The following is a 24,705-nucleotide window of genomic DNA, read 5'->3' on the forward strand; positions in this document are numbered from 1 at the left end:
GATCACACTTTTCGCTCATCCCTGCTACTCCTCCCCGGCTAATCCCTGGCGGGATGAGGACGTGACTCCGGGAGGTCGGCACACTAACGCTAACGTTTTAGTAAAGGACCCGGATTTCTTATGTCACAGACTTCTTTTAACAAAGCTCAGTTTCAGGCTGCACTGACGCGTCAGTGGCAGCATTTTGGTTTACAGTCCGCTTCCGAGATGACCCAGCGTCAATGGTGGCGCGCCGTAAGCGGTGCGCTGTCCGAGCTGTTGTCGGCTCAGCCGGTAGCGAAAGCGGCCGCAGGGCAGCGTCACGTAAACTACATCTCAATGGAGTTTTTGATTGGTCGCCTGACCGGCAACAATTTGCTCAACCTTGGCTGGTATCAGCAGGTCAGCGATGAGCTACAGGCGCATGACGTTAACCTGACCGACCTGCTGGAAGAGGAAATCGACCCGGGCCTGGGCAACGGTGGCCTCGGCCGTCTGGCGGCATGTTTCCTGGATTCAATGGCAACCGTGGGTCAGTCGGCCACCGGCTACGGCCTGAACTATCAGTACGGTCTGTTCCGCCAGTCTTTCGCTGACGGGCAGCAGATGGAAGCGCCGGATGACTGGGGACGTAGCAACTACCCGTGGTTCCGCCACAATGAAGCGCTGGACGTACAGGTGGGCCTCGGCGGTAAAGTGACTAAAAATGGTGAGTGGGTTCCGGCATTTGTGATTACCGGCGAAGCCTGGGATCTGCCGGTGCTGGGCTACCGCAACAACGTGGCTCAGCCGCTGCGTCTGTGGCAGGCTAAGCACGCGCATCCTTTTAACCTGACTAAATTCAACGACGGCGATTTCCTGCGTGCCGAACAGCAGGGCATTGACGCCGAAAAACTGACGAAAGTCCTCTACCCGAACGATAACCATCAGGCGGGTAAAAAACTGCGTCTGATGCAGCAGTACTTCCAGTGCGCCTGCTCGGTTGCCGATATTCTGCGTCGCCATCATCTGGCAGGTCGCAAGCTGGCAGAGCTGGCGGATTATGAAGTTATTCAGCTGAACGATACTCACCCGACGATTGCGATTCCGGAGCTGCTGCGCGTGCTGATTGACGAGCACCAGCTGAGCTGGGACGACGCCTGGGCGATTACCAGCAAAACTTTTGCTTACACCAACCACACCCTGATGCCGGAAGCGCTGGAGTGCTGGGATGAGAAGCTGGTAAAAGCGCTGCTGCCGCGCCACATGCAGATCATTAAACAGATTAACGACCGCTTTAAAACGCTGGTGGATAAAACCTGGCCGGGCGACAAGCAGGTTTGGGCGAAGCTGGCGGTGGTGCACGACAAACAGGTTCGTATGGCGAACATGTGCGTGGTCAGCGGCTTTGCGGTTAACGGCGTTGCCGCGCTGCACTCCGATCTGGTGGTGAAAGATCTGTTCCCGGAATATCACCAGCTGTGGCCGAACAAATTCCATAACGTCACCAACGGCATTACCCCGCGTCGTTGGATCAAGCAGTGTAACCCGGCGCTGGCCGCGCTGCTGGATAAAACGCTGAAGAAAGAGTGGGCCAACGATCTCGACCAGCTGATCAACCTCGAAAAATATGCTGATGACGCGACGTTCCGCCAGACGTATCGTGAGATTAAGCTGGCCAACAAGGTTCGTCTGGCGGAGTTTGTGAAGCGGCGTACCGGTATCGAAATTAATCCGCAGGCGATTTTCGATATTCAGATTAAGCGTCTGCACGAATATAAACGCCAGCACCTCAACCTGCTGAATATCCTCGCGCAGTACAAAGAAATCCGCGAGAACCCGCAGGCCGACCGCGTACCGCGCGTGTTCCTGTTCGGTGCGAAAGCGGCTCCGGGCTACTACCTGGCGAAGAATATTATCTGGGCGATCAACAAAGTTGCCGCAGCGATCAATAACGATCCGCTGGTAGGCGATAAGCTGAAAGTCGTATTCCTGCCGGACTACTGCGTCTCGGCGGCGGAAATGCTGATCCCGGCGGCGGATGTCTCCGAGCAGATCTCTACGGCGGGCAAAGAGGCCTCCGGTACCGGCAATATGAAGCTGGCGCTGAACGGCGCGCTGACCGTGGGAACCCTCGACGGCGCCAACGTTGAAATTGCTGAGCAGGTGGGCGAAGAGAACATCTTCATCTTCGGTCATACTGTGGAAGAAGTGAAAGCGCTGAAGGCCAAAGGTTACGACCCGCTGAAGTGGCGGAAGAAAGATAAGCTGCTGGATGCGGTGCTGAAAGAGCTGGAGAGCGGTAAATATAGCGATGGCGATAAGCATGCCTTCGACCAGATGTTGCACAGTCTGCTGAAAGGCGGCGACCCGTACCTGGTGCTGGCGGATTTTGAAGCCTACGTGGCGGCGCAGAAGCAGGTTGATGAGCTGTATCGCGACCAGGAAGCCTGGACGCGCGCAACGATTCTGAACACCGCGCGCTGCGGCATGTTCAGCTCCGACCGTTCGATTCGCGATTATCAGCAACGTATCTGGCAGGCAAAACGCTAAGGACAGGCCTATGGAGAGTAAACGCCTTGATAACGCTGCCCTGGCGGCGGGGATAAGCCCAAGCTACATCAATGCTCACGGTAAGCCGCAGTCTATTGCTGCGGCGACCAAGCAGCGGCTGCTTGATGCGATGCATCGTACAGCGACTGCCGTGAAGGCGACGGTTGATCCGCTGCCTGCGGTGCAGGTGTTCACCTATGGCAAAAAGATGTCTCTGCCGGTGGCGGGCCAGGGGGAGTTTCACTGGATCCTCACCACCGAAGAAGGGAAACAGTATCAGGGCCAGGCGCGTGGCGGAGAAACGCTGCCGCTGCCGGCAAAATTGCCGGAAGGGTATCACACGCTGACGCTGACTCAGGACGGCGAGCGCAGCCACTGTCGGGTTATCGTCGCGCCCGCGCGCTGCTATGAACCGCAGGCGCTGAAGGATGGTAAGAAGCTGTGGGGAACCTGCGTGCAGCTGTATACGCTGCGCTCGGAGAAGAACTGGGGAATTGGCGACTTCGGCGATTTGCGCGCTATGCTGCCGGAAATCGCTCGCCGCGGCGGCGCGTTTATTGGGCTTAACCCGATTCACGCGCTCTACCCGGCTAACCCGGAGAGCGCCAGCCCGTACAGCCCCTCTTCACGCCGTTGGCTCAACGTTATCTATATCGACGTCAACGCGGTAGACGATTTCCGTCACAGCAAAGAGGCGCAAAAATGGTGGCAATCATCGGCTACGCAGCAAGCCTTACAGGCCGCGCGCCAGACCGATGACGTTGACTATACCGCCGTGACCGCTCTTAAGCTCACTGCGCTGCGCATGGCCTGGAAAGGTTTTTCCGCGCGCAATGATGAGACGACGGCGGAGTTCCGTCAGTTTGTGACCCGTGAGGGCGAAAGTCTGTACTGGCAGGCGGCGTATGACGCGCTGCACGCCTGGCAGGTTAAGCAGGATCCGATGCGCTGGGGCTGGCCCGCGTGGCCGAAGGCTTACCAGGATACCGATAGCCCGGAGGTTAAAGCATTCTGTACCGAGCATGCCGACGAGGTGAATTTTTACCTGTGGCTGCAATGGCTCGCTTACACCCAGTTCGCCGAGTGCTGGCATACCAGCCAGAACGATGCCATGCCGATCGGCCTGTATCGCGATCTGGCGGTCGGCGTTGCGGAAGGCGGAGCGGAAACCTGGTGCGATCGCGAGCTGTACTGTCTGAAAGCCTCCGTCGGGGCGCCGCCGGACATTCTGGGTCCGCTGGGACAGAACTGGGGCCTGCCGCCGATGGACCCGCATATCATGGTGGCGCGCGCCTATGAGCCATTTGTCGAGCTGTTGCGCGCTAATATGCAAAACTGCGGGGCGCTGCGCATCGATCACGTGATGTCGGTGCTGCGTCTGTGGTGGATCCCTTACGGTGAGACGGCCGATCACGGTGCTTACGTTCAGTATCCGGTAGACGATCTGTTGTCGATTCTGGCGCTGGAGAGTAAGCGTCACCGCTGTATGGTGATCGGCGAGGATCTGGGAACCGTACCGGTTGAGATCGTCGGTAAGCTGCGAAAAAGCGGCGTTTACTCTTACAAAGTGCTCTATTTCGAAAATGACCACGAGAAGACTTTCCGTGCGCCGAAGGCGTATCCGGAGCAATCAATGGCTGTGGCAACGACGCATGACCTGCCAACGCTGCGCGGCTACTGGGAAAGCGGCGACCTGACGCTGGGGAAATCGCTTGGCCTGTATCCGGATGAGGTGGTGCTGCGCGGACTTTATCAGGATCGCGAGCTGGCGAAGCAGGGGCTGCTGGATGCTCTGCACCGCTACGGCTGTCTGCCGAAGCGTACCGGGCATAAAGCGTCGCTGATGGCGATGACCTCAACCCTGAATCGCGGTATGCAGCGCTATATTGCCGACAGCAACAGCGCGCTGCTGGGCCTGCAGCCGGAAGATTGGCTGGAGATGGCCGAGCCGGTCAATATTCCCGGCACCAGCACGGAGTATCCAAACTGGCGTCGCAAGCTCTCCACCACGCTCGAGGCGATGTTTGCCGATGAGCAGGTGAATAAGCTGATTAAGGATCTGGATAAGCGGCGTAAGTCGGCAAGTAAGAAGAAATCCGCCTGATTGGGAGCGTTAAAAAAGCCGGGAAGTGATTCCCGGCTTTGTATTTTCTGCTGAACCGATTAGAGTTTTGGCCCTGCGGCCACCAGCGCAGCGCCCGCTGGCGTATCGGTGTACTTCTCGAAGTTCTCGATAAACAGTTTCGCCAGCTGCTCCGCTTTTTCCTGCCACTGCTCCGGCGATCCGTAGGTGTTGCGCGGATCGAGGATATGAGTATCCACGCCCGGAAGCTCGGTCGGGATCTGCAGCTCAAACATCGGTAGCGTGAAGGTTTCGGCATTGTCCAGCGAACCGTCAAGGATCGCATCGATAATGGCGCGGGTATCTTTGATCGAGATACGTTTGCCGGTGCCGTTCCAGCCGGTGTTGACCAGATAGGCCTGCGCGCCGGAGGCCTGCATGCGTTTTACCAGCACTTCAGCGTATTGCGTCGGGTGCAGCGAAAGGAACGCGGCGCCGAAGCAGGCGGAGAAGGTTGGCGTCGGCTCCGTGACGCCGCGCTCGGTACCGGCCAGCTTGGCGGTAAAGCCAGACAGGAAGTGGTACTGGGTCTGGTCGGCGGTCAGGCGAGAAACCGGAGGTAGAACGCCAAACGCGTCGGCGGTCAGGAAGATAACCTTAGTGGCATGACCCGCTTTGGATATCGGCTTAACGATGTTTTCGATATGGTAGATCGGATAGGAGACGCGGGTATTTTCGGTCTTCGAACCGTCGTTAAAGTCGATGGTGCCGTCGGCCAGTACGACCACGTTCTCCAGCAAAGCATCGCGGCGAATCGCATGATAGATATCCGGTTCTGCGGCTTCTGAAAGCTTAATCGTCTTAGCGTAGCAGCCGCCTTCGAAGTTAAATACCCCGTCGTCGTCCCAACCGTGTTCATCATCGCCAATCAGGCGGCGTTTCGGGTCGGTGGAAAGGGTGGTTTTGCCAGTACCGGAAAGCCCGAAGAAGATAGCGACATCCTCTTTTTCCCCGACGTTGGCGGAGCAGTGCATGGAAGCGATGCCCTTCAGCGGCAGCAGGTAGTTCATGATCGAGAACATCCCTTTTTTCATTTCGCCGCCGTACCAGGTACCGCCGATCAGCTGGATGCGCTCGGTCAGGTTAAAGGCGACGAAGTTTTCGGAGTTCAGACCCTGCTCTTTCCACTGCGGGTTGGTGCATTTGGCGCCGTTCATCACGATGAAATCCGGCTCAAAGTTTGCCAGTTCTTCATCGCTCGGGCGAATAAACATGTTCTTCACGAAATGCGCCTGCCAGGCGACTTCGGTAATAAAGCGGACGCTCAGGCGGGTGTCGGCGTTAGCGCCGCAGAAGGCGTCAACGATGAAGAGACGTTTGCCGGAGAGCTGGCGGGTGACCAGTCCTTTCAGGTGCTGCCACGTTTCCTCTGACAGCGGTTTATTGTCGTTCTTGCCTTTGCCTTTATCAGCCCACCACACCGTATCGCGGGTGGTGTCGTCACGAACGATATACTTATCTTTTGGAGAACGGCCGGTAAAAATACCGGTATCTACGGCGATTGCACCAAGATTTGTTAATACGCCACGTTCATAACCTTCCAGATTGGGGGCGAGCTCTTCTTGATACAAAGTATCGTAGCTGGGGTTATGGACGATATCCTGGACGTCATTGATACCATAAGCCTTGAGATCCTGCGGGGTTAAACCATTATTAACGCGCATGTCACTGCTCCTTAGCCAATATGTACTGCTTTAAATTGTAGGGGTTATTACGGGGTATAGACCGCGACCAGGCTCATAGATTTACGTATCTCGACAAACGACGGACTTACGAAAAACGTTGTGACTCCTGTCACGAGGCATAGGGGATTATCTCAGGAATTGATGCGTCGGTGGGGGTAGATGTTTCTTAATGGTTAAAAAGTAATTAAAAAAACTGTTGAAATGTGAATGTAATCGCTTACCTGAAAGAAAATTACGTAACTCTTTCATGGGGAATCGATTCATCACGCGGATGAAAAAGGTTGACGTCAGGAACGAGAGGAGAGCTCGCTCCTGACGAATTGAGGATTAGTGGAGCTGCGGGTCGGCCGGAGAGGCGTTGTTGCGGATCTCGGCAATATCCATTGCATTAAAGATGTAATGATTTCCGCAGTAGTCGCAGTGCATATCGATCTCACCCTCATCGGCGAGGATGCTATCAATCTCCTCATCGGGCAGCGTTTTCAGCGCGCCGGCGCAGCGTTCGCGAGAGCAGGTGCACTTAAACTCGACGTTCTGCGGTTCGTAAACGGTGACTTCCTCTTCGTGATACAAACGCCAGAGCACATCGTTCGCTGGCAGGGTAAACAGCTCTTCAGCTTTGATGGTTTCGGTCAGCGTGCTCAGATGTTCAAAATCAGCCGCCTGCGCATCTTGCGCCGGCAGAACCTGCAGCAGCATGCCGCCGGCCATCGGTTTGCCTTCGTGCTCGCCGCTGCGGATGATCAGCCGGGTCGGCAACTGTTCGGAACGCTGGAAGTAATCTTCCAGGCAGGCAGCCAGGGTGTCTCCCTCAAGGCCGACCACGCCCTGATAGCGCTCGCCCTCTTCCGGAGAGATGGTGATGACCAGATATCCGTTACCGACCATAGTTTTCAGATCCGCCCCATCCGGGATCTCGCCCTGGACGCGGGCTACGCCGCGCATCTGCTGCTGGTTGTTGCCGTTGATCACCGCCAGCGACAGCGGGCCATCGCCCTGCAACTGAACGGTGATATCGCCAGCGAATTTCAGCGTCGCGGTCAGCAGGCTGGTGGCGACCAGCAGTTCCGCGAGCACGGTTTTCACCGGCTGCGGATAGCTATGGTTAGTCAGGATCTGTTCTAACGTTTCAGAAACTGTCACCAGCTCACCACGTACGGCATAGTTTTCAAACAGATAGCGGTGTAATTGATCGTGTTGAGTCATAATCATCTCTCTTGCGGGCCACAGTTATTCACTATCGCCGTGTTTAAATCTCATCAGGTCGCGGCGCTCTTTCTTATCCGGACGCCTGTCGGGATGCGGCATAGTTAGCGCGTTCATTTTTCGCGCCAGCGCCATTTTCTCGCGTTTCTCGATGCTCTCTGCCGTCTCTTCATAGAGCGCGACGGCTTCGCTGGCAGGTCTGCGCTGTTCGGTAATGCCTTTTACCACGATAGTGCGTTCATCATTGCCCTGGCGGATCGTCAGGGTGGCGTTGAGTTCGACCACTTTTCCCGGCTTACTACGCTGTCCGTTGTAGTGTACCTTGCCGCCTTCAATCATCTCGCGCGCCAGCGCTCGGGTTTTATAAATGCGGGCTGCCCACAGCCATTTGTCCAGCCTGACGGCTGCGACGGGTTTTTCTTTCATGGCCTCTCCTGTAGGGTCAGCGAGGGGATCAGATGCCGGTAGTCATTCAACCCGGGATGACGAACGTAGCTTTTTTCCGCCAGTCCGGAATCTGGGTTGGTGATGCCCAGGCAATAGCGGATGCCAAACTCCGCCGCCGCGTCCAGAATCGCCTCGTTATCGTCGACGAAGAGCGTATTACGCGCGTCGAAGCCGGTCTCTTCAGCCACAGCGTGCCACAGACGCTGATCTTCTTTCGGATAACCAAATGTGTGGGTGGAAAGCAATAAATCAAGGTGCGCATCCAGCCCGGTATGTTTTAGCTTCACCGCCAGATTGTGCGGATGCGCGTTAGTCAGCAAAATCCGGCGCTTACCGCTGGTTTTAAGCGCCTCAAGGAACGGCACGGTATCATCACGTAGCGTCGCCCTTGGCCCCTGCTCGCTGGTCATCGCACAAATATCCAAACCCAGGCGCTCGCTCCAGTAGTCCAGGCAGTACCAGTTTAGCGTATGTTGCACCGCATGATATTCCTGGCGCATCGCGTCTCTGGCTTCCTGCAGGTTGAGCCCGCGCGCGGCGCCCCAGGTTTCGGGAACCAGTTTTTGCCAGAAGTAGTTGTCGAAAGCGAGGTCGAGCAGCGTGCCGTCCATATCCAGCAGAACGGTATCAACCTCCTGCCAGGCGATATCAAAATGCATGGTAAGTCTCCAGCGAAGGGAAATTGCGCGACAGGGTATCACACCCCGCCGTACAGAGAATTATTCTTGCGGGTCCGGCGAGGAGAGCAGAACCGGATTCAGGCAGCTTTCGTAGTATTTCTGGATCTCTTCCTGGCGCTGGCGATGGCGCTGATAGCGACGAAAAGCCTGGATGCCGTGATACGCCGTGCAGCCCAGCATGGCCAGCAGCAGCAGCGTTGTCCCGAGGTAGCGCCACAGGCCAGTGCGGTCAGGGATACGGTGCAGGTTGATATGCTGCGTGCCGTTAGCATCGGTATAAAGGCTGGTGACGATACCTTCAGCCTGGAACGGCGTGTGCATCAACATGCTCGCCAGGCGCCGTAGTTCACTCCACTGCTGGTGTGCAGGGAAGTCGTATAATCCGGTGCTTGGCCAGGGCTGATTGACCAGGTCGCTGCCTTCATCGCTGGCAATCAGAAAACCGCCAGGCGCCGGGCTATTCAGCGCCTGAGCGGCACGTGAGGTTTCCCGACTGACGAACGGCGCGGTGGAGGTGGTAACCAGATTCTCCAGCGACTCCGCGCTTACCGGACGCAGCAGCACGTTAACCCCGTCCAGTTTGCCCGCGCTGGCGCGTTTGGTCAGCGTTTCCCAGTTACGGGTGTTACCGAGGTTAACCAGCGCATTCTTCAGGCGAACGCAATCGTCTTTCGCAGAGCACAGGTCGTTGGTTTTGGTGACGATATCGCCAAAGTCATCCAACAGCACCATGCCGGATTTCTGAATAGCGGAGCGTAGCGCCGGGCTGACCCGCGAATCGTCATCGGATTCGGGGTGGAGCTGGCGCTGAACGGTCTGCATCAGCGCGGCGGCCTTACTGACGATATCTGACTCCGGCAGGGGCAGGGGAGGCGCATCATTCCAGACGATTTGTGAACAATCGAACGGCATAAACGGCGAGTTCTCTTTTGCTGTCCACGCGCCCGGGGTGTGAATGTTACACATTCCCGAGCCTTTCAGGCGCAGCGTATCGCCAATGCGAATTTTCGATTTCTCCAGTTGGGCGACCGTAGTGGCTTCGATGGTCTGTGCGCCTTTTAGCCATGACAGCGTGAATTTAAAAGGCATGTTTAGCGGAACGCTGGCCCACAGCATGACAACAACCAGTAGTGCTCCCAGGGCGATAATCGTGCTACGAAGCCAGTATTGAAGCGGGAAGTTTTTAACCTCATCGTGCAGCGACAGATAGCGTCCCTGGCGGACTACATGGCGGCTGAGATAGATGTCGATATCCGTTTGCTGGCCAAGGTCCTGCGCGATCCACGGTTGCCAGTGGCGCGGGTAGATGAGGTCAATAATGCCGAGAGAAATATTGTTGGTATGCTCCTGGGTGTTTTCACCAAACAACCCCCAGCGTTTAGGCATACCGCGCAAACAATGAATTTCCCGCAGCGACGTTTTGCGCGGCGGCGCGTAGATTCCCCATACGCTGGCAAGAAGTAGCAGTATACCGCCGCCGAGAAGCCAGGGCGAAAAGACGTCGGGGGCGATCAGGCTACAATAAAACAGCAGGAACGCGGAGACTGCCAGAATAGCTTCGCGAAGGCCGTCGGGGCGGCTCAGTGCGTGCTCTTCGGGCGTTTCCGGGCGGATGTTGAGCAGCTCAATTTGTTCGCTCTCTTCCCCGCGGATAGATGCCTGGGTCGCCGGGGCTTGTTCAAGGGCGAAACCACGGGACTCCTGCGGATAGTCGCTCAGCGTCTGCCCGTTAAGCGCAATCACCAGCGGTAGGCTCGTGGTGGAGATTAATTCGACGCTGTTCTCGTCATTAATATGTTGCTCCCAGAATGGGGGCAGATGAATTTCTACTGAATCAAGGAAGTAGCGCCATTTGTTGAGATCGTCCGTGGTGATGCCGTAGCGAGTGATCGCTCGGGTAACGCTATAAACGGTATCGCTCTGTTCGTTCAGCATCAGGTTTAGCGGCGCGGTACTGGCGCCTGAAGCTGGCAACTGCTGGTTGCGGCTGAGACTTTCGAGGTATTTTTCTACGGCGCTGCGCTCTTCATCGGAGAGGTTGCGCGTAGCGGCATCGCTAAAGGCGTGCAGCAGCGGCAGGCGGCGACGTCTGGCATGCGAGCGATACCACCACCCGATAAGCAATGCGCAGATTAGCAGAGCTAACAAAAATATCAGAAAGGTGCCCATGCCCATCCCATCATAGTTATTCTTTTCTTATTGGTATCGTCGGTTGCCATTCATCATGCAGGTAAAACAGCCGTTGCCATCGGCACTTATCCTGTCAAAGCGGGAACATCTATTGTGCAATGCAGCAGCATACAACCTTATCAAAAACGTTAAAATCCAGGAATCGGTATATTCTCAAATACTGGTCAACCTATTGACTTTTGAGTCTTTGTGATAATAGGTTTCAAAACGAAAAGGTTGCAACTATGTAAATTAGTGGCGAATTGGATTGCCGAAACCGTGCTGCGTATCGCACAATGCCCTCTGTAATCACAGCATAGACCGATGACAATGAGCAAATCATTACAAAAACCCACCATTCTCAACGTTGAAACAGTCGCGCGCTCGCGCCTTTTTAATGTTGAAAGCGTGGACCTTGAGTTCAGCAACGGGGTGCGCCGCGTATATGAACGGATGCGGCCTTCTACCCGTGAAGCCGTGATGATTGTGCCGATTGTCGATGACCACATAATCCTGATTCGCGAATACGCTGTTGGTACCGAGTCCTATGAGCTGGGCTTTTCGAAAGGCCTGATCGATCCTGGCGAAAGCGTTATGGAAGCCGCCAACCGCGAACTGAAAGAAGAGGTCGGATTTGGCGCGCAAAAGCTGACGTTTTTGAAAAAGCTCAGCATGGCTCCGTCCTATTTCTCCAGCAAGATGAATATCCTGGTGGCGGAAGATCTGTATCCGGAATCGCTGCCTGGCGATGAGCCAGAGCCGCTGCCGCAGGTTCGCTGGCCGCTATCGCAGCTGATGACGCTGCTTGATGAAGAAGACTTCAACGAAGCCCGTAACGTGAGCGCGCTGTTCCTGCTGCGGGAATGGCTTCAGGCTCAGGGGCGACTTTAACGCACTCGCAGGTAAAAAACGCCCGTTGCCTGCGGAGTGAATGCCTGTACCGCACCGCCTGGGCGGGTAAGGCGCCAGCCGCCTGGCTACGCGGCGGGCAGCGTCTCTAGAATGGTGACCATCAGCCAAAGAAAAAAGCGCCCGCAGGCGCTTTTTTTGTCAGAACAGTTCGTGAGTCTCGCCCCCGCCATCGGTGATGGTGGTGCCCACTTCGTGAACGGCCTGCTGGGTAGGTTGAGTTCCCTCAATAAAGTACTCTGCGCGGCTATTCCCGCCGCTGGCTAACTGACCGGTGCTGCGGTCAATGTTGACCGTAATAATGCCCGGCGGCGGCGTGAGCGGCTCTTCCGGTACGCCTTCCAGCACCCTTTTCATAAAATCATCCCAGGCCGGCTGCGCGCTTTTGGCGCCACCTTCGTAGCCCGATATCTGATTTTTGATGGCGCCGGAGGCGGTGGTGCGGCCGAGATCGCGACGGTGGTCGTCAAAGCCAATCCATACCGATGTCACCACGCCAGGGCCATAGCCGGAGAACCACGCATCTTTTGAGCTGTTAGTGGTCCCGGTTTTGCCGCCGATATCGTGACGCTGCAGGTCGCGGCCTGCTCGCCAGCCGGTACCCATCCAGCCGGGTTCGCCGAAGATATTGGTGTTGAGGGCGCTTTTAATCAGGAACGCCAGCGGCGTGTTGATCACGTGCGGCGCATACTCCGGAGCGCCACTTTGCGCGACCAGAGACTGGTTTGCCTGCGCCAGCTGCGGCTGCGGAGGAACGCCGGGATTTTGCGGATCCTGCGAGGTCGCTACGTCCTCAACGTCTTTATTTTCCAGCACATCAGACTTCGGCGTATCGCCGTAAATCACCGGAATATTGCACTGTGGGCAGGCAATTTTTGGCCGCTCTTCAAAAATGACGCCGCCCTGATCGTTCTCGATTTTGCTGATGAAATAAGGGCTAACCAGGAAACCGCCGTTAGCCATAACCGAGTAGCCGCGCGCAACCTGCAGCGGCGTGAACGATGCGGAGCCCAGGGCCAGTGATTCGGTCCGCACGATGTTCTGCGCCGGGAAGCCGAAGCGCTGCAGATACTCAGCCGCGTAATCCACGCCCATAGCCCGCATCGCGCGGACCATTACCACGTTCTTTGATTGACCCAAACCCTGGCGCAGGCGGATAGGACCCGCATACTGCGGCGGGGAGTTTTTTGGCCGCCAGTCGGAGCCGGAACCGGCATCCCAGCGGGAAATCGGCACGTCGTTGAGCATGCTCGCCAGGGTCAGGCCTTTATCCATCGCCGCGGTGTAGAGGAACGGTTTAATGTTAGAGCCAACCTGACGCAGCGCTTGAGTGGCGCGGTTGAACTTGCTTTGGTTGAAATCGAAACCGCCGACCAGCGCAATGATCGCCCCGTTTTGCGGGTTGATCGATACCAGCGCCGAGTTGACGTCCGGCACCTGCGCCAGCCACCAGCTGTTGCCTACCTGGCGAACCCAGACCTGTTGTCCGGTCTGCACGACATCGTTCACCTTACGCGGCGTGGCGCCCTGTTGAGTATCGGAGATAAAGCGCCGCGCCCAGCGGACGCCTTCCATATTCAGCGACACCGAGGTTCCGTTGCTCAGTAGCGCGACGGCTTCCTGCGGATTTGCCGAAGTGATAACCGCCGGAGAGAGCGGTCCGGAGCCTGGGATTTTTTTCAGGGTATCGATGATTTTCTGGTTATCCCACGGCGTTTCACCCACTTTCCACAGCACCTTTTCCGGCCCGCGATAGCCGTGGCGCATATCGTAATCCAGCACGTTATTCCGCACCGCCTGCTGGGCTGCCTGCTGATTTTTACGGGTGATGGTGGTGTAGACACGATAGCCGTCTTCATAAGCCTGCTCGCCGTAGCGGCTGACCATCTCCTGACGCACCATTTCGCTGAGATACGGCGAGGAGAAGGCGATTTCCGGGGTATGGTAGCTTGCGTCAATAGGCTGGCTACGCGCCTGATCGTACTGCGCCTGCGTGATGTAGCCTTCGCTCAGCATACGCGAAAGAACAACGTTGCGGCGGGCGGTTGCACGATCCATGGAATAGAGCGGGTTAAAGGTTGACGGCGCTTTAGGCAGGCCTGCAATCACCGCCATCTCGCTCAGCGTAAGCTGATCGACGGATTTGCCAAAGTAGACCTGCGCGGCCGCGCCGACGCCGTAGGCGCGATAGCCAAGATAGATTTTGTTCAGGTACAGCTCAAGAATTTCATCTTTATTGAGTAACTGCTCGATGCGGATCGCGAGGAAGGCCTCTTTCACCTTACGCATCAACGTTTTTTCGGGGCTCAGGAAGAAGTTACGCGCCAGCTGTTGGGTAATCGTACTGGCGCCCTGCGAGGCGTGACCGGAGAACATCGCGACGCTGGCGGCGCGGAAAATCCCGACAGGGTCAACGCCATGATGCTCATAAAAACGGCTATCTTCGGTGGCGATAAACGCTTTAATCAGCTCAGGCGGCATTTGCTGCAGCGTGACGGGAATACGGCGTTTTTCGCCATATTGCGCGATCAGCTCGCCATCCGCGCTATAGACCTGCATCGGGATTTGCAGGCGCACATCCTTCAGCGTTGCGACGTCGGGGAGCTGCGGCTCTATATATTTATAGAGACCAAAAATCGAGCCTGCTCCCAGCAGTACGCAACAGACTGCAAGGATAAAAAGATACTTTACGAACTTCACCGGAGATTTCTCATTTAGTTTTCATTGGGCAGTTTATAAACAAACGCGCAGTAGTATAAAGGCAAGCCTGGAGCATTGATATAGCGAAGCATATCGGGTGATAAGGAGATCGTAGGCATGGCTTTTAGAAACTGGCGCATAGGAATGCATATTCAGCAGGACCATATTGCTATTGTCGCGTTGTTGCATGAGCGCTCACGCTGGGCGCTGCGCCGCTGGTGGAATATCCCATTAATGCCCGGCACCGTGCGTCAGGGGATGGTAGTGGACGTTGAGTCGCTGGCCCACCAGTTGCAAAGCTGGCGGCGGGAGCTGCCTTTGCAGCATCAAGTCTGCATTGCCTTCCCGGCGGCGCGAACGCTGCAGAAGCAGCTCCTGCGTCCGCAGATTTCATTAAGAGAAAGCGAGCAGGCGACCTGGATTACCAGCGCCATGGCGCAGCAGCTGGAAATGCCCGCCTCTTCGCTGTGCGTCGATTATGCCCAATCTGCTGCGGTCGATGGCTGGCGGGTTACCGCTGCGCAGCGCTTAGACGTCAACGCGCTATGCCGGCTGGCAACCCGCCTCAGGTTAAGAGTGGTGGGGATTGTCCCGGATGCCAGCGCGCTTAGCGCTTTTATCCCCTGGCTGCCGGTTGAAACGCAGGGGCTGGCGTGGCGCGACGAAGCGAGCTGGCTTTGGGCAACCGCCGAGAACTGGGGATATTGTTTGTGCAGCGAAGCTCCCTCTTTTCCCCACATGGTTTCCCGGGTAAACGCTGGAGCATTTCGTCTCTGCACTTCAGCGCCGTGCGACGGGCAGAGCTTTGACGCCTGGAGCGTCATCGATCGCCTGCAGCCGCCTCTGCCGAGCTGTGGCGACAGCTATACCGTTGCTCTGGGGTTGGCGCTGGGAGCGCGCCAGCTATGAGCCACATCGTCAACTTTCTTCCCTGGCGCGAAACGCGGCGAAAACAGCGCCTGCGCATAGGCGGCCTGGTGAGCGTCGGTTTACTGCTTATCCTGCTTGCGGCGCTGCTTGCCCCACGGCTCAACAAACGGGCCGCTCACTGGCTGGCAACCGTTAAGCTAAACGCTGATAACCAGCTTTACAGCGCATTACAGCAGCGTGAGCGCACCATGCGTCAGCAGCTACAGCACAGGGATCAACAGCGCCTGCGCCGCCTGCGGCGCGAAAAAACCGCCGCGTGGCAGCCAAGGCTGCAGGAGATAGCGGCGCGTATGCCGGAAGATGCCTGGTTAACCCATCTGGAATACCGCCAGAACGCTCTGTCGCTAAGCGGGCTAACGTTGAATCTTAAAGGGTTAGCCGCGCTGGAAAAGGCGCTGGCAAACATTAGCGGTTTTCTTCCGGCAAAGGCAGGGGAAACGCACCGCGATAGCGAAGGGCGCTGGCTATTTCACTTTTCCATGGTTGGAGAGGACGAACATGCGGGGGAGCATTGAACGCTTGCTGGCGGAGCGTAAAAGTCTGTTAGCGATACCTCTCCTGCTGGTTCTGATTGCCGCAATCGGGCGCTGGCTCATGCTGCCTTCCCAGACAGAAACGCCAGTGGAGCTCTCGCCGCGCATACAGATGCAGTGGCGAAAACTGCTGCCGCTGGTGAGCGCGCTACGTGCAGCCGGAATAGATGACGCAGCGACCCAGCCATTTTCTCCCATTGAGCCCCCGGTGGCTGGGGCGGCGCTTATCGCCTGGCGGCCGATGGGCGGTGGGGGCGAGATGCAGCTGGAGGCTGACTGGCAAGCGGTGCCTGCGCTCTTTTCCTGGCTTGCCCGCTGCGGGATGCGGGCTACGGCTTTCTCTGTGCAGCCGGAAAAACAGGCTCTACGGTTGACTTTGCATCTGGGGGCGGAAGATGCGCCTTAAATGGTGGTACTGGCTGCTGTTCCCACTTCCGCTGCTGGCGGTGGAACGCGATCCGTTCCGCCCCCCGGTGGATCGCTGCCGGACGGCGCAGCTTAGCCAGTGGCGCTATGGCGGAGCTGTCGGCGACCCGCTGGCGCTTATTGGCATCTTGCAGGATAGCGCCGGGAAGTGGCGTCGGGTGAGGGCGGAGACGATTTTACCCGCGGGCTGGCGGGTGACGCTGCTGACGGCAGAGAAAATAACCATATTAACCGGCCCCGGGTGTGAACCTGCACAGTGGGTCTGGCTGCGAAAGGGAATAAAGAATGATGCGATGGATAAGCCTGCTGTTTCTGCTCCTGCCGCTGATGGGCAACGCGGCAAAAAAGGATCTTCCCGTGTCGCTGGTCGTCGATGATGCCCCGGTGGCTCAGGTACTCCAGTCGTTGGCGGAGCTAAAGCAAAAAAATCTCGTGATCGCACCTGACGTCAGCGGCTCGGTATCTCTTCATCTGAATGAGGTACCCTGGCTGCAGGCGTTGCGATCGGTGATCGACAGCGCCGGTTTGACCCTTACCCAGCAAGGTTCGGTTCTCTACGTACACACCCAGGCGTGGCAAAAGGCGCAGCAGATGAACCTTGAGGCGGAAAGAGCAAAGCGTCTGCAGAATCTCCCTTTGCAGGGGCATAGCGTGACCCTTCGCTATGCTGATGCGGAGGATCTGGCTAAAGCCGGCGAAAAATTGCTGAGCGCTCGCGGACATCTGACGGTCGATAAGCGAACCAACCGTCTGTTGATTCGAGATGATGTCCGGCACCTTCCGGCATTAAAAGCATGGGCCCAGGAGATGGATGTACCCGTAGGTCAGGTCGAGCTGGCGGCGCATATCGTTTCAATGAGCGAAACCAGCCTGCGGGAACTGGGCGTTAAATGGAGCCTGGCAGAAGCGAGTAGCCCGCCAGGCTCGGGTAAATTAACCACCTTGAGCAGCAACCTGGCGGTAGGGGATGCCAGTACAAGGGCCGGGTTTAACATCGGCCGCCTCAGCGGGCGGCTTCTGGAGCTGGAGCTCTCCGCGCTTGAGCGGAAGCAGCAGGTAGACATCATCGCCAGCCCTCGACTGCTGGCTTCGCATATGCAGCCCGCCAGCATTAAGCAAGGAAGCGAGATACCTTATCAGGTCTCCAGCGGCGAAAGCGGCGCAACCTCTGTGGAGTTTAAAGAGGCGGTGCTGGGGATGGAGGTAACGCCGACGGTGTTACATCAAAACCGCGTACGTTTAAAACTCAGAATTAGCGAAAATACGCCGGGCCAGGTGCTCAAACAGGATAATGGCGAAGTATTGGCTATTGATAAACAAGAAATAGAAACTCAGGTAGAGGTTAAAAGCGGCGAGACCCTGGCTTTAGGCGGTATCTTTGCGCAAAAAAATAAAACTTCTCGCGAGGGTATTCCTCTCCTTAGCGACATCCCCTGGTTTGGCCAGCTGTTTCGCCGCGACGGCAAGGATAACGAACGACGTGAACTGGTTGTCTTCATCACTCCACGTATTCTGGCAGTGCATTAAGCGGGTTTTTCATGCTAAACACGTTTCAGGTGTTTGACGTGAGGACGGATTTAGCATACAAGGGGTACCGATTTGAGAGTCGGGTACGACATCAATCCTCCCTTTCTTGTCCGGTGATTTATTCTGTTGCCAAACCAGCCGGAGTATTGAGATAATTTTTAGTCTGACTCTCGCTCTATTGCATATGAGGTTTCAGTTCATGTCCTGCTGCGCTGGGTGTCTGCGAAGCGGGTTTACCATTAACGAATAGTCTTAGTAGTACCGAAAAAATGGCAGAGAAACGCAATATCTTTCTGGTTGGGCCTATGGGTGCCGGCAAAAGCACTATTGGGCGCCAGTTAGCCCAACAGCTCAACATGGAATTTTACGATTCCGATCAAGAAATTGAGAAACGCACTGGCGCAGATGTGGGTTGGGTCTTTGATGTAGAAGGCGAAGACGGCTTCCGCGACCGTGAAGAAAAAATCATCAATGAGTTGACGGAAAAACAGGGAATCGTGCTGGCAACCGGCGGTGGCTCTGTAAAATCCCGTGAAACGCGTAACCGTCTCTCCGCCCGCGGCGTGGTGGTGTACCTGGAAACAACTATCGAAAAGCAGCTTGCCCGTACGCAGCGCGATAAAAAGCGTCCTTTGTTACAAGTTGATGCGCCGCCTCGCGAAGTTCTGGAAGCGTTGGCAGATGAGCGCAATCCACTGTACGAAGAGATTGCTGATGTCACTATCCGCACTGACGATCAAAGCGCGAAAGTGGTAGCAAACCAGATTATTCATATGCTGGAAAGCAATTGATTCTGGCTTAATAAAGTGCGTCAGAGTAAAAGCAACTGAGGTGGACGTCGCGTTATGGAGAGGCTTACTGTAACCCTCGGGGAACGTAGTTACCCGATTACCATCGCGGCTGGTTTGTTTAACGATCCAGCTTCCTTCCTGCCACTGAAATCAGGCGATCAGGTTATGCTGGTCACCAATGGAACGCTGGCGCCGCTTTATCTGGATACCGTACGCTCCGTACTTGAGCAAGCGGGAGTAAAAGTCGATAGCGTGATTCTTCCCGACGGCGAGCAGTTTAAAAGCCTGGCGGTGATGGATACTGTTTTTACCGCGCTATTGCAAAAACCACACGGCCGCGACACGACGCTAGTGGCGCTCGGCGGTGGGGTGATCGGTGATTTAACCGGATTTGCCGCCGCCAGCTACCAGCGTGGCGTGCGCTTTATTCAGGTTCCTACCACTCTGCTGTCGCAGGTGGACTCTTCGGTGGGCGGCAAAACGGCCGTCAACCACCCTCTCGGTAAAAACATGATTGGCGCCTTCTGGCAGCCAGTTTCCGTTGTTGTCGATCTCAACTGTCTTAAAACGCTGCCGAAGCGTGAGCTCTCTTCCGGTCTGGCTGAAGTGATCAAGTACGGCGTGATTCTTGACGGCGAATTTTTCGACTGGCTGGAAAATAATATTGATGCACTGATGGCGCTGGATGAAAAAGCGATGGCGTACTGTATCCGTCGCTGTTGTGAGCTGAAAGCTGAAGTTGTCGCTGCCGACGAGCGCGAAACCGGGTTACGTGCTTTACTCAATCTTGGCCATACTTTTGGTCATGCTATCGAAGCTGAAATGGGCTACGGTAATTGGTTACATGGTGAAGCGGTTGCTGCCGGTATGGTGATGGCGGCGCATGCGTCCGAGCGTTTGGGGCGGTTTAATCCGCAGGATACGCAGCGAATTATCCATCTGCTGCAACGTGCAGGCCTGCCGGTGTGCGGGCCGCAGGAGATGACAGCTGACGCGTATTTGCCCCACATGATGCGTGATAAAAAAGTACTGGCAGGCGAGATGCGGCTGGTGCTACCCCTCGCGATAGGGAAGAGCGAGATACGCGGCGGAGTACCGCATGATGTTGTTCTTGGCGCGATTGCTGATACTCAGCAGGCGCAACAATAAGAAGGTCTGGCCGCGTTCGCGCGGCGTTATCATTTCGGGTGACATGCAATAGTCGTGAGCATAAGCCTTTTAGTGGGGTGTTAAATGGATGAATTAAAACCAGAAGACGATATGAAAGCCGATCGCAGCGATCGTCGTACTGGTCGTTCTCGTCAGTCTTCAGAGCGTGATGCCGATCCGCAAATCAATTTTGATGATGTCGATCTTGATGATGCTGACGATGGTCGCCCGACGCGCGGCAGCAAAGCACGCCGTGAGCGCGATGAAGAGCAGTATGAAGAGTACGAAGAAGAAGTAGAGTCTGACGAAGGCGATGACGAAGAGCGTCAGGTTGAGCGTCGTCCGCGTAAGCGTAAGAAAGCGCCGGCAAAACCGGCCTCCCGTCAGTACATCATGATGGGCGTAGGCATCCTCGTTCTGCTGCTGCTGATCGTTGGCGTTGGTTCCGCGCTGAAATCACCATCCTCATCCAACGAGCAAACCGCTTCCGGCGAGAAGAGCATCAACTTGTCCGGAGATCAGGACAATAATACCCAGCCAGCGGCCCAGGACTCCTCTGCGGCAAACAACGCGCAATCGCAGGATGTCTCTCTGCCGCCCATCGCGTCTAACCCGACTCAAGGGCAGACGACGGCTGAACCACAAGGGCAGCAGCGCGTTGAGGTTCAGGGTGATCTGAATAACGCGCTGACCCAGCAGCAGGGGCAAATTGATAGCGCGGTAGCCAACTCTACTCTGCCTACAGAACCTGCTACCGTTGCGCCGCTGCGCAATGGCGCCGCCCCGCGTCAGGCCACTACCGAGCGTCAGACGGCGGCAGCGCCGCGTCCGGCTGAGCGTAAGCATACGGTTATCGAACCAAAACCGCAGGCCACGGCGAAAGCGCCGACGCAGCCGAAACAGGTTCCGGTTCAGCCTAAGCGTACAGAAAGCGTCGCCGCTACGACCCCGGCAAAAACTCAGCCGACCACTAAGCCTACCGCTACTGCACAGGCTAAACCGGCTGCGACTACCGCTCCTGCGGCGACCACCGCGACAGCATCTACTGCTCCGGCTGCGACTGCAGCTGCCGCTCCGGCAGCAACAGCGGCGACTACGGGTAAAAGCGCTGGCGATGTTGGTTCGATGAAGTCTGCGCCGTCCGGCCACTATACGCTGCAGCTCAGCAGCTCTTCTAACTACAACAACCTTAACAGTTGGGCGAAGAAAGAGAAGCTGGAGAAATATGTTGTCTACGAGACTACGCGTAACGGTCAGCCCTGGTATGTGCTGGTGAGCGGTATTTACGCTTCAAAAGATGAAGCGAAACGTGCCGTTGCTACGCTGCCAGCAGATGTACAGGCGAAAAATCCGTGGGCAAAACCGCTGCATCAGGTTCAGTCTGACCTGAAATAATGCCGCAGTGTAGTCTGAAGCGCTGGATGCTGTCGGAGCTTTCTCCACAGCCGGAGAATGTGTAATTAGTTAGGCAGCATGAAAAAGAATCGCGCTTTTCTGAAATGGGCAGGGGGCAAATACCCCCTGCTTGATGATATTAAAAAGCACTTGCCGCAGGGCGACTGCTTGATTGAGCCTTTCGTGGGCGCCGGGTCGGTATTTCTTAATACCGACTTTTCTCGTTATATCCTCGCTGATATCAATAGTGATTTGATCGATCTGTATAACATCGTCAAACTGCAAACCGATGAGTACGTTGCGGCGGCGCGAGAGATGTTTACGCCTGAGAACAACGTTGCTGAACAGTATTATCTGTTTCGCGACGAGTTTAACCAGAGCCAGGAGCCGCTGCGCCGCGCGGTGCTGTTCCTGTATCTGAACCGTCATGGCTACAATGGTCTGTGTCGCTACAACCTGCGCGGGGAGTTCAACGTGCCCTTTGGCCGTTATAAAAAGCCCTATTTTCCCGAAGCTGAACTGTATCATTTCGCGGAGAAGGCGCAGCATGCCGAGTTTCATTGTGAATCTTATGAAGAGTGCATGAAGCGGGCAGATCACCGTTCCGTTGTTTACTGCGATCCGCCCTATGCGCCGCTGTCGTCAACGGCTAACTTCACGGCCTATCATACGAATAGCTTTAGCCAGGAGCAGCAGGAGCTGCTGGCTAAAAAAGCGGAATCGCTGATGAAAAAGCGTATTCCAGTGCTGATTTCCAACCATCGCACGCCGCTCACTCAGGAGTGGTATAAAAACGCCGCTGAGACGCATATTGTGAAGGTTCGACGCAGCATCAGCAGTAACGGTGGTACACGTAAGAAGGTGGACGAGCTTCTGGCTCTGTACCGTCCGCCCAAGACCAAATAAATTTCAAGGAGATGCGGATGAAGCAGTATTTGATTGCCCCTTCGATTCTGTCGGCTGATTTTGCCCGTCTGGGCGAGGATACCGCCAATGCGTTGGCTGCGGGTGCGGATGTTGTGCACTTTGACGTGATGGACAACCACTACGTGCCGAATCTGACCATTGGTCCGATGGTGCTGAAATCACTGCGAAATTACGGTATCACCGCGCCGATTGATGTGCATTTGATGGTCAAGCCGGTTGACCGCATCATCCCTGATTTTGCCGCCGCGGGCGCCAGCATCATTACTTTCCATCCGGAAGCTTCCGAACACGTTGACCGTACGCTGCAGCTTATCAAAGAGCACGGCTGTAAAGCCGGCCTGGTATTTAACCCGGCGACCTCCCTGAGCTACCTCGATTACGTGATGGATAAGCTGGATGTCATTCTGTTGATGTCCGTCAACCCTGGCTTTGGTGGTCAGTCCTTTATTCCGCATACCCTGGATAAACTGCGTGAAGTTCGTCGTCGCATTGATGAATCCGGCTACGACATCCGTCTGGAAGTGGATGGCGGTGTAAAAGTGAGCAACATCGCTGAGATTGCTGCTGCCGGTGCGGATATGTTTGTTGCCGGCTCGGCTATTTTCGATCAGCCGGACTACAAAAAAGTCGTTGAACAAATGCGTAGTGAATTAGCAAAGGTTAGCCATGGATAAGTTACACAACATTCGCGGTGTGGCGTTTGATCTCGACGGAACGCTGGTGGACAGCGCGCCGGGATTGACCGCTGCCGTTGATAACGCCCTGTATGCGCTGGAACTCCCGATGGCGGGCGAAGAGCGAGTCGTGACCTGGATTGGTAACGGCGCTGACGTACTCATCCAGCGGGCCCTGACCTGGGCTCGTCAGGAGCGCGCGACGCTCAGAGCGGCGCAGGGCAAACCTTCCGTCGATCATGATGATATCCCGCAGGCTGAGCAACAGGCCATTTTGCGCAAGTTGTTCGATCGCTACTATGGCGAAGTGGCGGAAGAGGGGAGCTTTTTGTTTCCTGCCGTTGCCGATACGCTGGGCGCGCTGCACGCAAAAGGCCTGCCGCTGGCGCTGGTGACCAATAAGCCAACGCAGTTTGTCGCGCCAATACTGTCGTCGCTGGATATCGCCAAATATTTTACCGTTGTTATCGGCGGCGATGACGTAAAAAACAAAAAACCGCACCCGGAACCGCTGCTGATGGTCGCGGAGAAACTGGGGCTGGCGCCCGCAGAGCTGCTGTTCGTTGGCGACTCGCGCAATGATATTCAGGCCGCGAAGGCCGCCGGCTGCTGCTCTATCGGATTGACCTACGGCTACAACTACGGCGAGCCGATTTCGTTGAGTGAGCCGGATTATATCTTTGACCAATTTAATGAACTCTTGCCCGCTTTCGGGCTACCGTACAGTGAAAATCAGGAATAAAAAATGACCAAGCCCATCGTTTTTAGTGGCGCACAGCCCTCAGGTGAATTGACCATTGGCAACTATATGGGTGCGCTGCGTCAGTGGGTAAACATGCAGGACGATTACCACTGCATTTACTGCATCGTTGACCAGCACGCGATTACCGTCCGTCAGGATCCGCAGCAGCTGCGTAAGGCGACGCTGGATACGCTTGCGCTGTATCTGGCGTGCGGTATCGACCCGAAAAAAAGCACCATTTTTGTTCAGTCCCACGTGCCTGAGCATGCGCAGCTGGGCTGGGCGCTGAACTGCTACACCTATTTTGGCGAACTGAGCCGTATGACCCAGTTTAAAGACAAGTCATCGCGCTATGCGGAAAACATTAACGCCGGTCTGTTTGACTATCCGGTATTGATGGCTGCCGACATTCTGCTGTATCAGACTAACCAGGTCCCGGTTGGCGAAGACCAGAAGCAGCACCTGGAACTGAGCCGCGATGTCGCCCAGCGTTTCAACGCTATCTATGGCGACGTGTTTAAAGTTCCGGAACCGTTTATTCCCAAATCCGGCGCGCGCGTGATGTCGCTGCTGGAGCCGACCAAAAAGATGTCCAAGTCAGATGATAACCGCAACAACGTTATCGGTCTGCTGGAAGACCCGAAATCGGTAGTGAAGAAGATCAAACGCGCGGTCACCGACTCCGACGAGCCGCCGGTTGTTCGCTACGACATCCAGAACAAAGCGGGTGTTTCCAACCTGCTGGATATTCTCTCTGCGGTTACCGGTCAGAGCATTCCAGAGCTGGAGCAGCATTTTGAAGGCAAAATGTACGGTCATCTGAAGGGCGAGGTGGCAGAAGCCGTTTCCGGTATGCTGACCGAACTGCAGGAGCGCTATCACCGATTCCGCGGTGATGAAGCCTTCCTTAATCAGGTCATGAAAGAGGGCGCAGAGAAAGCCAGCGCTCGCGCTTCCGTGACCCTGAAAGCGGTTTACGAAGCGATTGGTTTCGTCGCCAAACCCTGATGGATTAACGGTGGTTGAGCAATAAAAGCCGGGTGCAAAACATCCGGCTTTTTCATTGGTAATCGCTGATGCCATATGATGCAGTGATTCTGTAAACGCTCTGCATTTATTAGCGAGGAGCACTCGTTGATTGGCCGGAAAGCAGTGAGCCCGAAATGTCATTATTCGTATCGC

21 protein-coding genes are annotated in these 24,705 nt (G+C 56.0%); 15 read left to right on the forward strand and 6 right to left on the reverse strand.

Annotated elements, in window-relative coordinates:
- Positions 1 to 120: 120 nt before the first annotated feature.
- On the forward strand, positions 121 to 2,511 hold the full coding sequence (malP, locus tag ACSIPU_RS21940; protein WP_004106468.1) for a maltodextrin phosphorylase: 2,391 nt from the start codon (positions 121 to 123) through the stop codon (positions 2,509 to 2,511).
- Between the two features lie 10 nt (positions 2,512 to 2,521).
- Positions 2,522 to 4,615 carry a 4-alpha-glucanotransferase gene (gene malQ / locus ACSIPU_RS21945; protein ID WP_017145314.1) on the forward strand — a complete coding sequence of 698 codons (2,094 nt, stop codon included), beginning with the start codon at positions 2,522 to 2,524 and terminating at the stop codon, positions 4,613 to 4,615.
- A 59-nt stretch (positions 4,616 to 4,674) separates the two neighbouring features.
- Here the strand turns inward: malQ and pckA are convergent, their stop codons facing one another.
- The 5 genes from pckA to ACSIPU_RS21970 form a co-directional block, all read right to left on the reverse strand.
- On the reverse strand, positions 4,675 to 6,297 hold the full coding sequence (pckA, locus tag ACSIPU_RS21950; RefSeq protein ID WP_004106463.1) for a phosphoenolpyruvate carboxykinase (ATP): 1,623 nt from the start codon (positions 6,295 to 6,297) through the stop codon (positions 4,675 to 4,677).
- Positions 6,298 to 6,645: 348 nt separating this feature from the next.
- Positions 6,646 to 7,530, reverse strand: a complete 885-nt coding sequence (gene hslO / locus ACSIPU_RS21955) for an Hsp33 family molecular chaperone HslO (protein ID WP_016810014.1) — start codon at positions 7,528 to 7,530, stop codon at positions 6,646 to 6,648.
- 18 nt (positions 7,531 to 7,548) lie between these two features.
- Positions 7,549 to 7,950 carry a ribosome-associated heat shock protein Hsp15 gene (gene hslR / locus ACSIPU_RS21960; RefSeq protein WP_004106460.1) on the reverse strand — a complete coding sequence of 134 codons (402 nt, stop codon included), beginning with the start codon at positions 7,948 to 7,950 and terminating at the stop codon, positions 7,549 to 7,551.
- Complete coding sequence (gene yrfG / locus ACSIPU_RS21965) at positions 7,947 to 8,630, reverse strand: GMP/IMP nucleotidase (RefSeq protein ID WP_004106458.1); 684 nt, start codon at positions 8,628 to 8,630, stop codon at positions 7,947 to 7,949. Before yrfG ends, hslR begins: the two co-directional genes overlap by 4 nt.
- A gap of 60 nt (positions 8,631 to 8,690) precedes the next feature.
- A complete protein-coding gene (locus tag ACSIPU_RS21970) occupies positions 8,691 to 10,820 on the reverse strand; it encodes an intracellular growth attenuator family protein (protein ID WP_004106455.1) in 2,130 nt (709 codons plus the stop codon).
- 330 nt (positions 10,821 to 11,150) lie between these two features.
- Between ACSIPU_RS21970 and nudE the strand changes: the two genes are divergently transcribed.
- Entirely contained in the window at positions 11,151 to 11,711 is a 561-nt protein-coding gene (gene nudE, locus ACSIPU_RS21975; RefSeq protein WP_004106453.1) for an ADP compounds hydrolase NudE, read from the forward strand.
- A gap of 159 nt (positions 11,712 to 11,870) precedes the next feature.
- Here the strand turns inward: nudE and mrcA are convergent, their stop codons facing one another.
- Positions 11,871 to 14,429: a peptidoglycan glycosyltransferase/peptidoglycan DD-transpeptidase MrcA gene (gene mrcA, locus ACSIPU_RS21980; RefSeq protein WP_024274777.1), complete on the reverse strand. Its 2,559-nt coding sequence runs from the start codon at positions 14,427 to 14,429 to the stop codon at positions 11,871 to 11,873.
- Positions 14,430 to 14,546: 117 nt separating this feature from the next.
- Here mrcA and ACSIPU_RS21985 point away from each other — a divergent pair, with 117 nt between their 5' ends.
- From ACSIPU_RS21985 to trpS, 12 genes are all read left to right on the forward strand, one after another.
- Positions 14,547 to 15,338, forward strand: a complete 792-nt coding sequence (locus ACSIPU_RS21985; RefSeq protein ID WP_004106446.1) for a hypothetical protein — start codon at positions 14,547 to 14,549, stop codon at positions 15,336 to 15,338.
- Positions 15,335 to 15,874, forward strand: coding sequence for a PilN domain-containing protein (locus ACSIPU_RS21990; protein WP_004106445.1), 540 nt, complete (start codon positions 15,335 to 15,337; stop codon positions 15,872 to 15,874). The genes ACSIPU_RS21985 and ACSIPU_RS21990 overlap by 4 nt, the downstream gene beginning before the upstream one ends.
- Positions 15,858 to 16,298, forward strand: a complete 441-nt coding sequence (locus tag ACSIPU_RS21995; RefSeq protein ID WP_004106444.1) for a HofO family protein — start codon at positions 15,858 to 15,860, stop codon at positions 16,296 to 16,298. Before ACSIPU_RS21990 ends, ACSIPU_RS21995 begins: the two co-directional genes overlap by 17 nt.
- Entirely contained in the window at positions 16,288 to 16,695 is a 408-nt protein-coding gene (locus ACSIPU_RS22000; RefSeq protein ID WP_049593664.1) for a HofP DNA utilization family protein, read from the forward strand. The genes ACSIPU_RS21995 and ACSIPU_RS22000 overlap by 11 nt, the downstream gene beginning before the upstream one ends.
- Positions 16,604 to 17,845 carry a DNA uptake porin HofQ gene (gene hofQ, locus ACSIPU_RS22005; RefSeq protein WP_024274776.1) on the forward strand — a complete coding sequence of 414 codons (1,242 nt, stop codon included), beginning with the start codon at positions 16,604 to 16,606 and terminating at the stop codon, positions 17,843 to 17,845. The genes ACSIPU_RS22000 and hofQ overlap by 92 nt, the downstream gene beginning before the upstream one ends.
- A gap of 269 nt (positions 17,846 to 18,114) precedes the next feature.
- Positions 18,115 to 18,636: a shikimate kinase AroK gene (gene aroK, locus ACSIPU_RS22010; RefSeq protein ID WP_004106441.1), complete on the forward strand. Its 522-nt coding sequence runs from the start codon at positions 18,115 to 18,117 to the stop codon at positions 18,634 to 18,636.
- Between the two features lie 54 nt (positions 18,637 to 18,690).
- Complete coding sequence (gene aroB, locus ACSIPU_RS22015) at positions 18,691 to 19,785, forward strand: 3-dehydroquinate synthase (protein ID WP_196558215.1); 1,095 nt, start codon at positions 18,691 to 18,693, stop codon at positions 19,783 to 19,785.
- 84 nt (positions 19,786 to 19,869) lie between these two features.
- The gene (gene damX / locus ACSIPU_RS22020) at positions 19,870 to 21,180 is read left to right on the forward strand and encodes a cell division protein DamX (protein ID WP_032729086.1); all 1,311 of its coding nucleotides are present in this window, start codon (positions 19,870 to 19,872) and stop codon (positions 21,178 to 21,180) included.
- Between the two features lie 78 nt (positions 21,181 to 21,258).
- Positions 21,259 to 22,086 carry an adenine-specific DNA-methyltransferase gene (dam, locus tag ACSIPU_RS22025; protein WP_004106438.1) on the forward strand — a complete coding sequence of 276 codons (828 nt, stop codon included), beginning with the start codon at positions 21,259 to 21,261 and terminating at the stop codon, positions 22,084 to 22,086.
- Positions 22,087 to 22,103: 17 nt separating this feature from the next.
- Positions 22,104 to 22,781 (forward strand): ribulose-phosphate 3-epimerase, encoded by a 678-nt coding sequence (rpe, locus tag ACSIPU_RS22030; protein ID WP_004106437.1) that lies wholly within the window; start codon positions 22,104 to 22,106, stop codon positions 22,779 to 22,781.
- The gene (gene gph, locus ACSIPU_RS22035; protein WP_023329055.1) at positions 22,774 to 23,523 is read left to right on the forward strand and encodes a phosphoglycolate phosphatase; all 750 of its coding nucleotides are present in this window, start codon (positions 22,774 to 22,776) and stop codon (positions 23,521 to 23,523) included. The genes rpe and gph overlap by 8 nt, the downstream gene beginning before the upstream one ends.
- A gap of 3 nt (positions 23,524 to 23,526) precedes the next feature.
- A complete protein-coding gene (trpS, locus tag ACSIPU_RS22040; RefSeq protein WP_004106433.1) occupies positions 23,527 to 24,531 on the forward strand; it encodes a tryptophan--tRNA ligase in 1,005 nt (334 codons plus the stop codon).
- Positions 24,532 to 24,705: the final 174 nt, after the last annotated feature.

This window comes from Klebsiella sp. HN106, assembly GCF_051209435.1.
Taxonomy (GTDB): domain Bacteria; phylum Pseudomonadota; class Gammaproteobacteria; order Enterobacterales; family Enterobacteriaceae; genus Klebsiella; species Klebsiella oxytoca.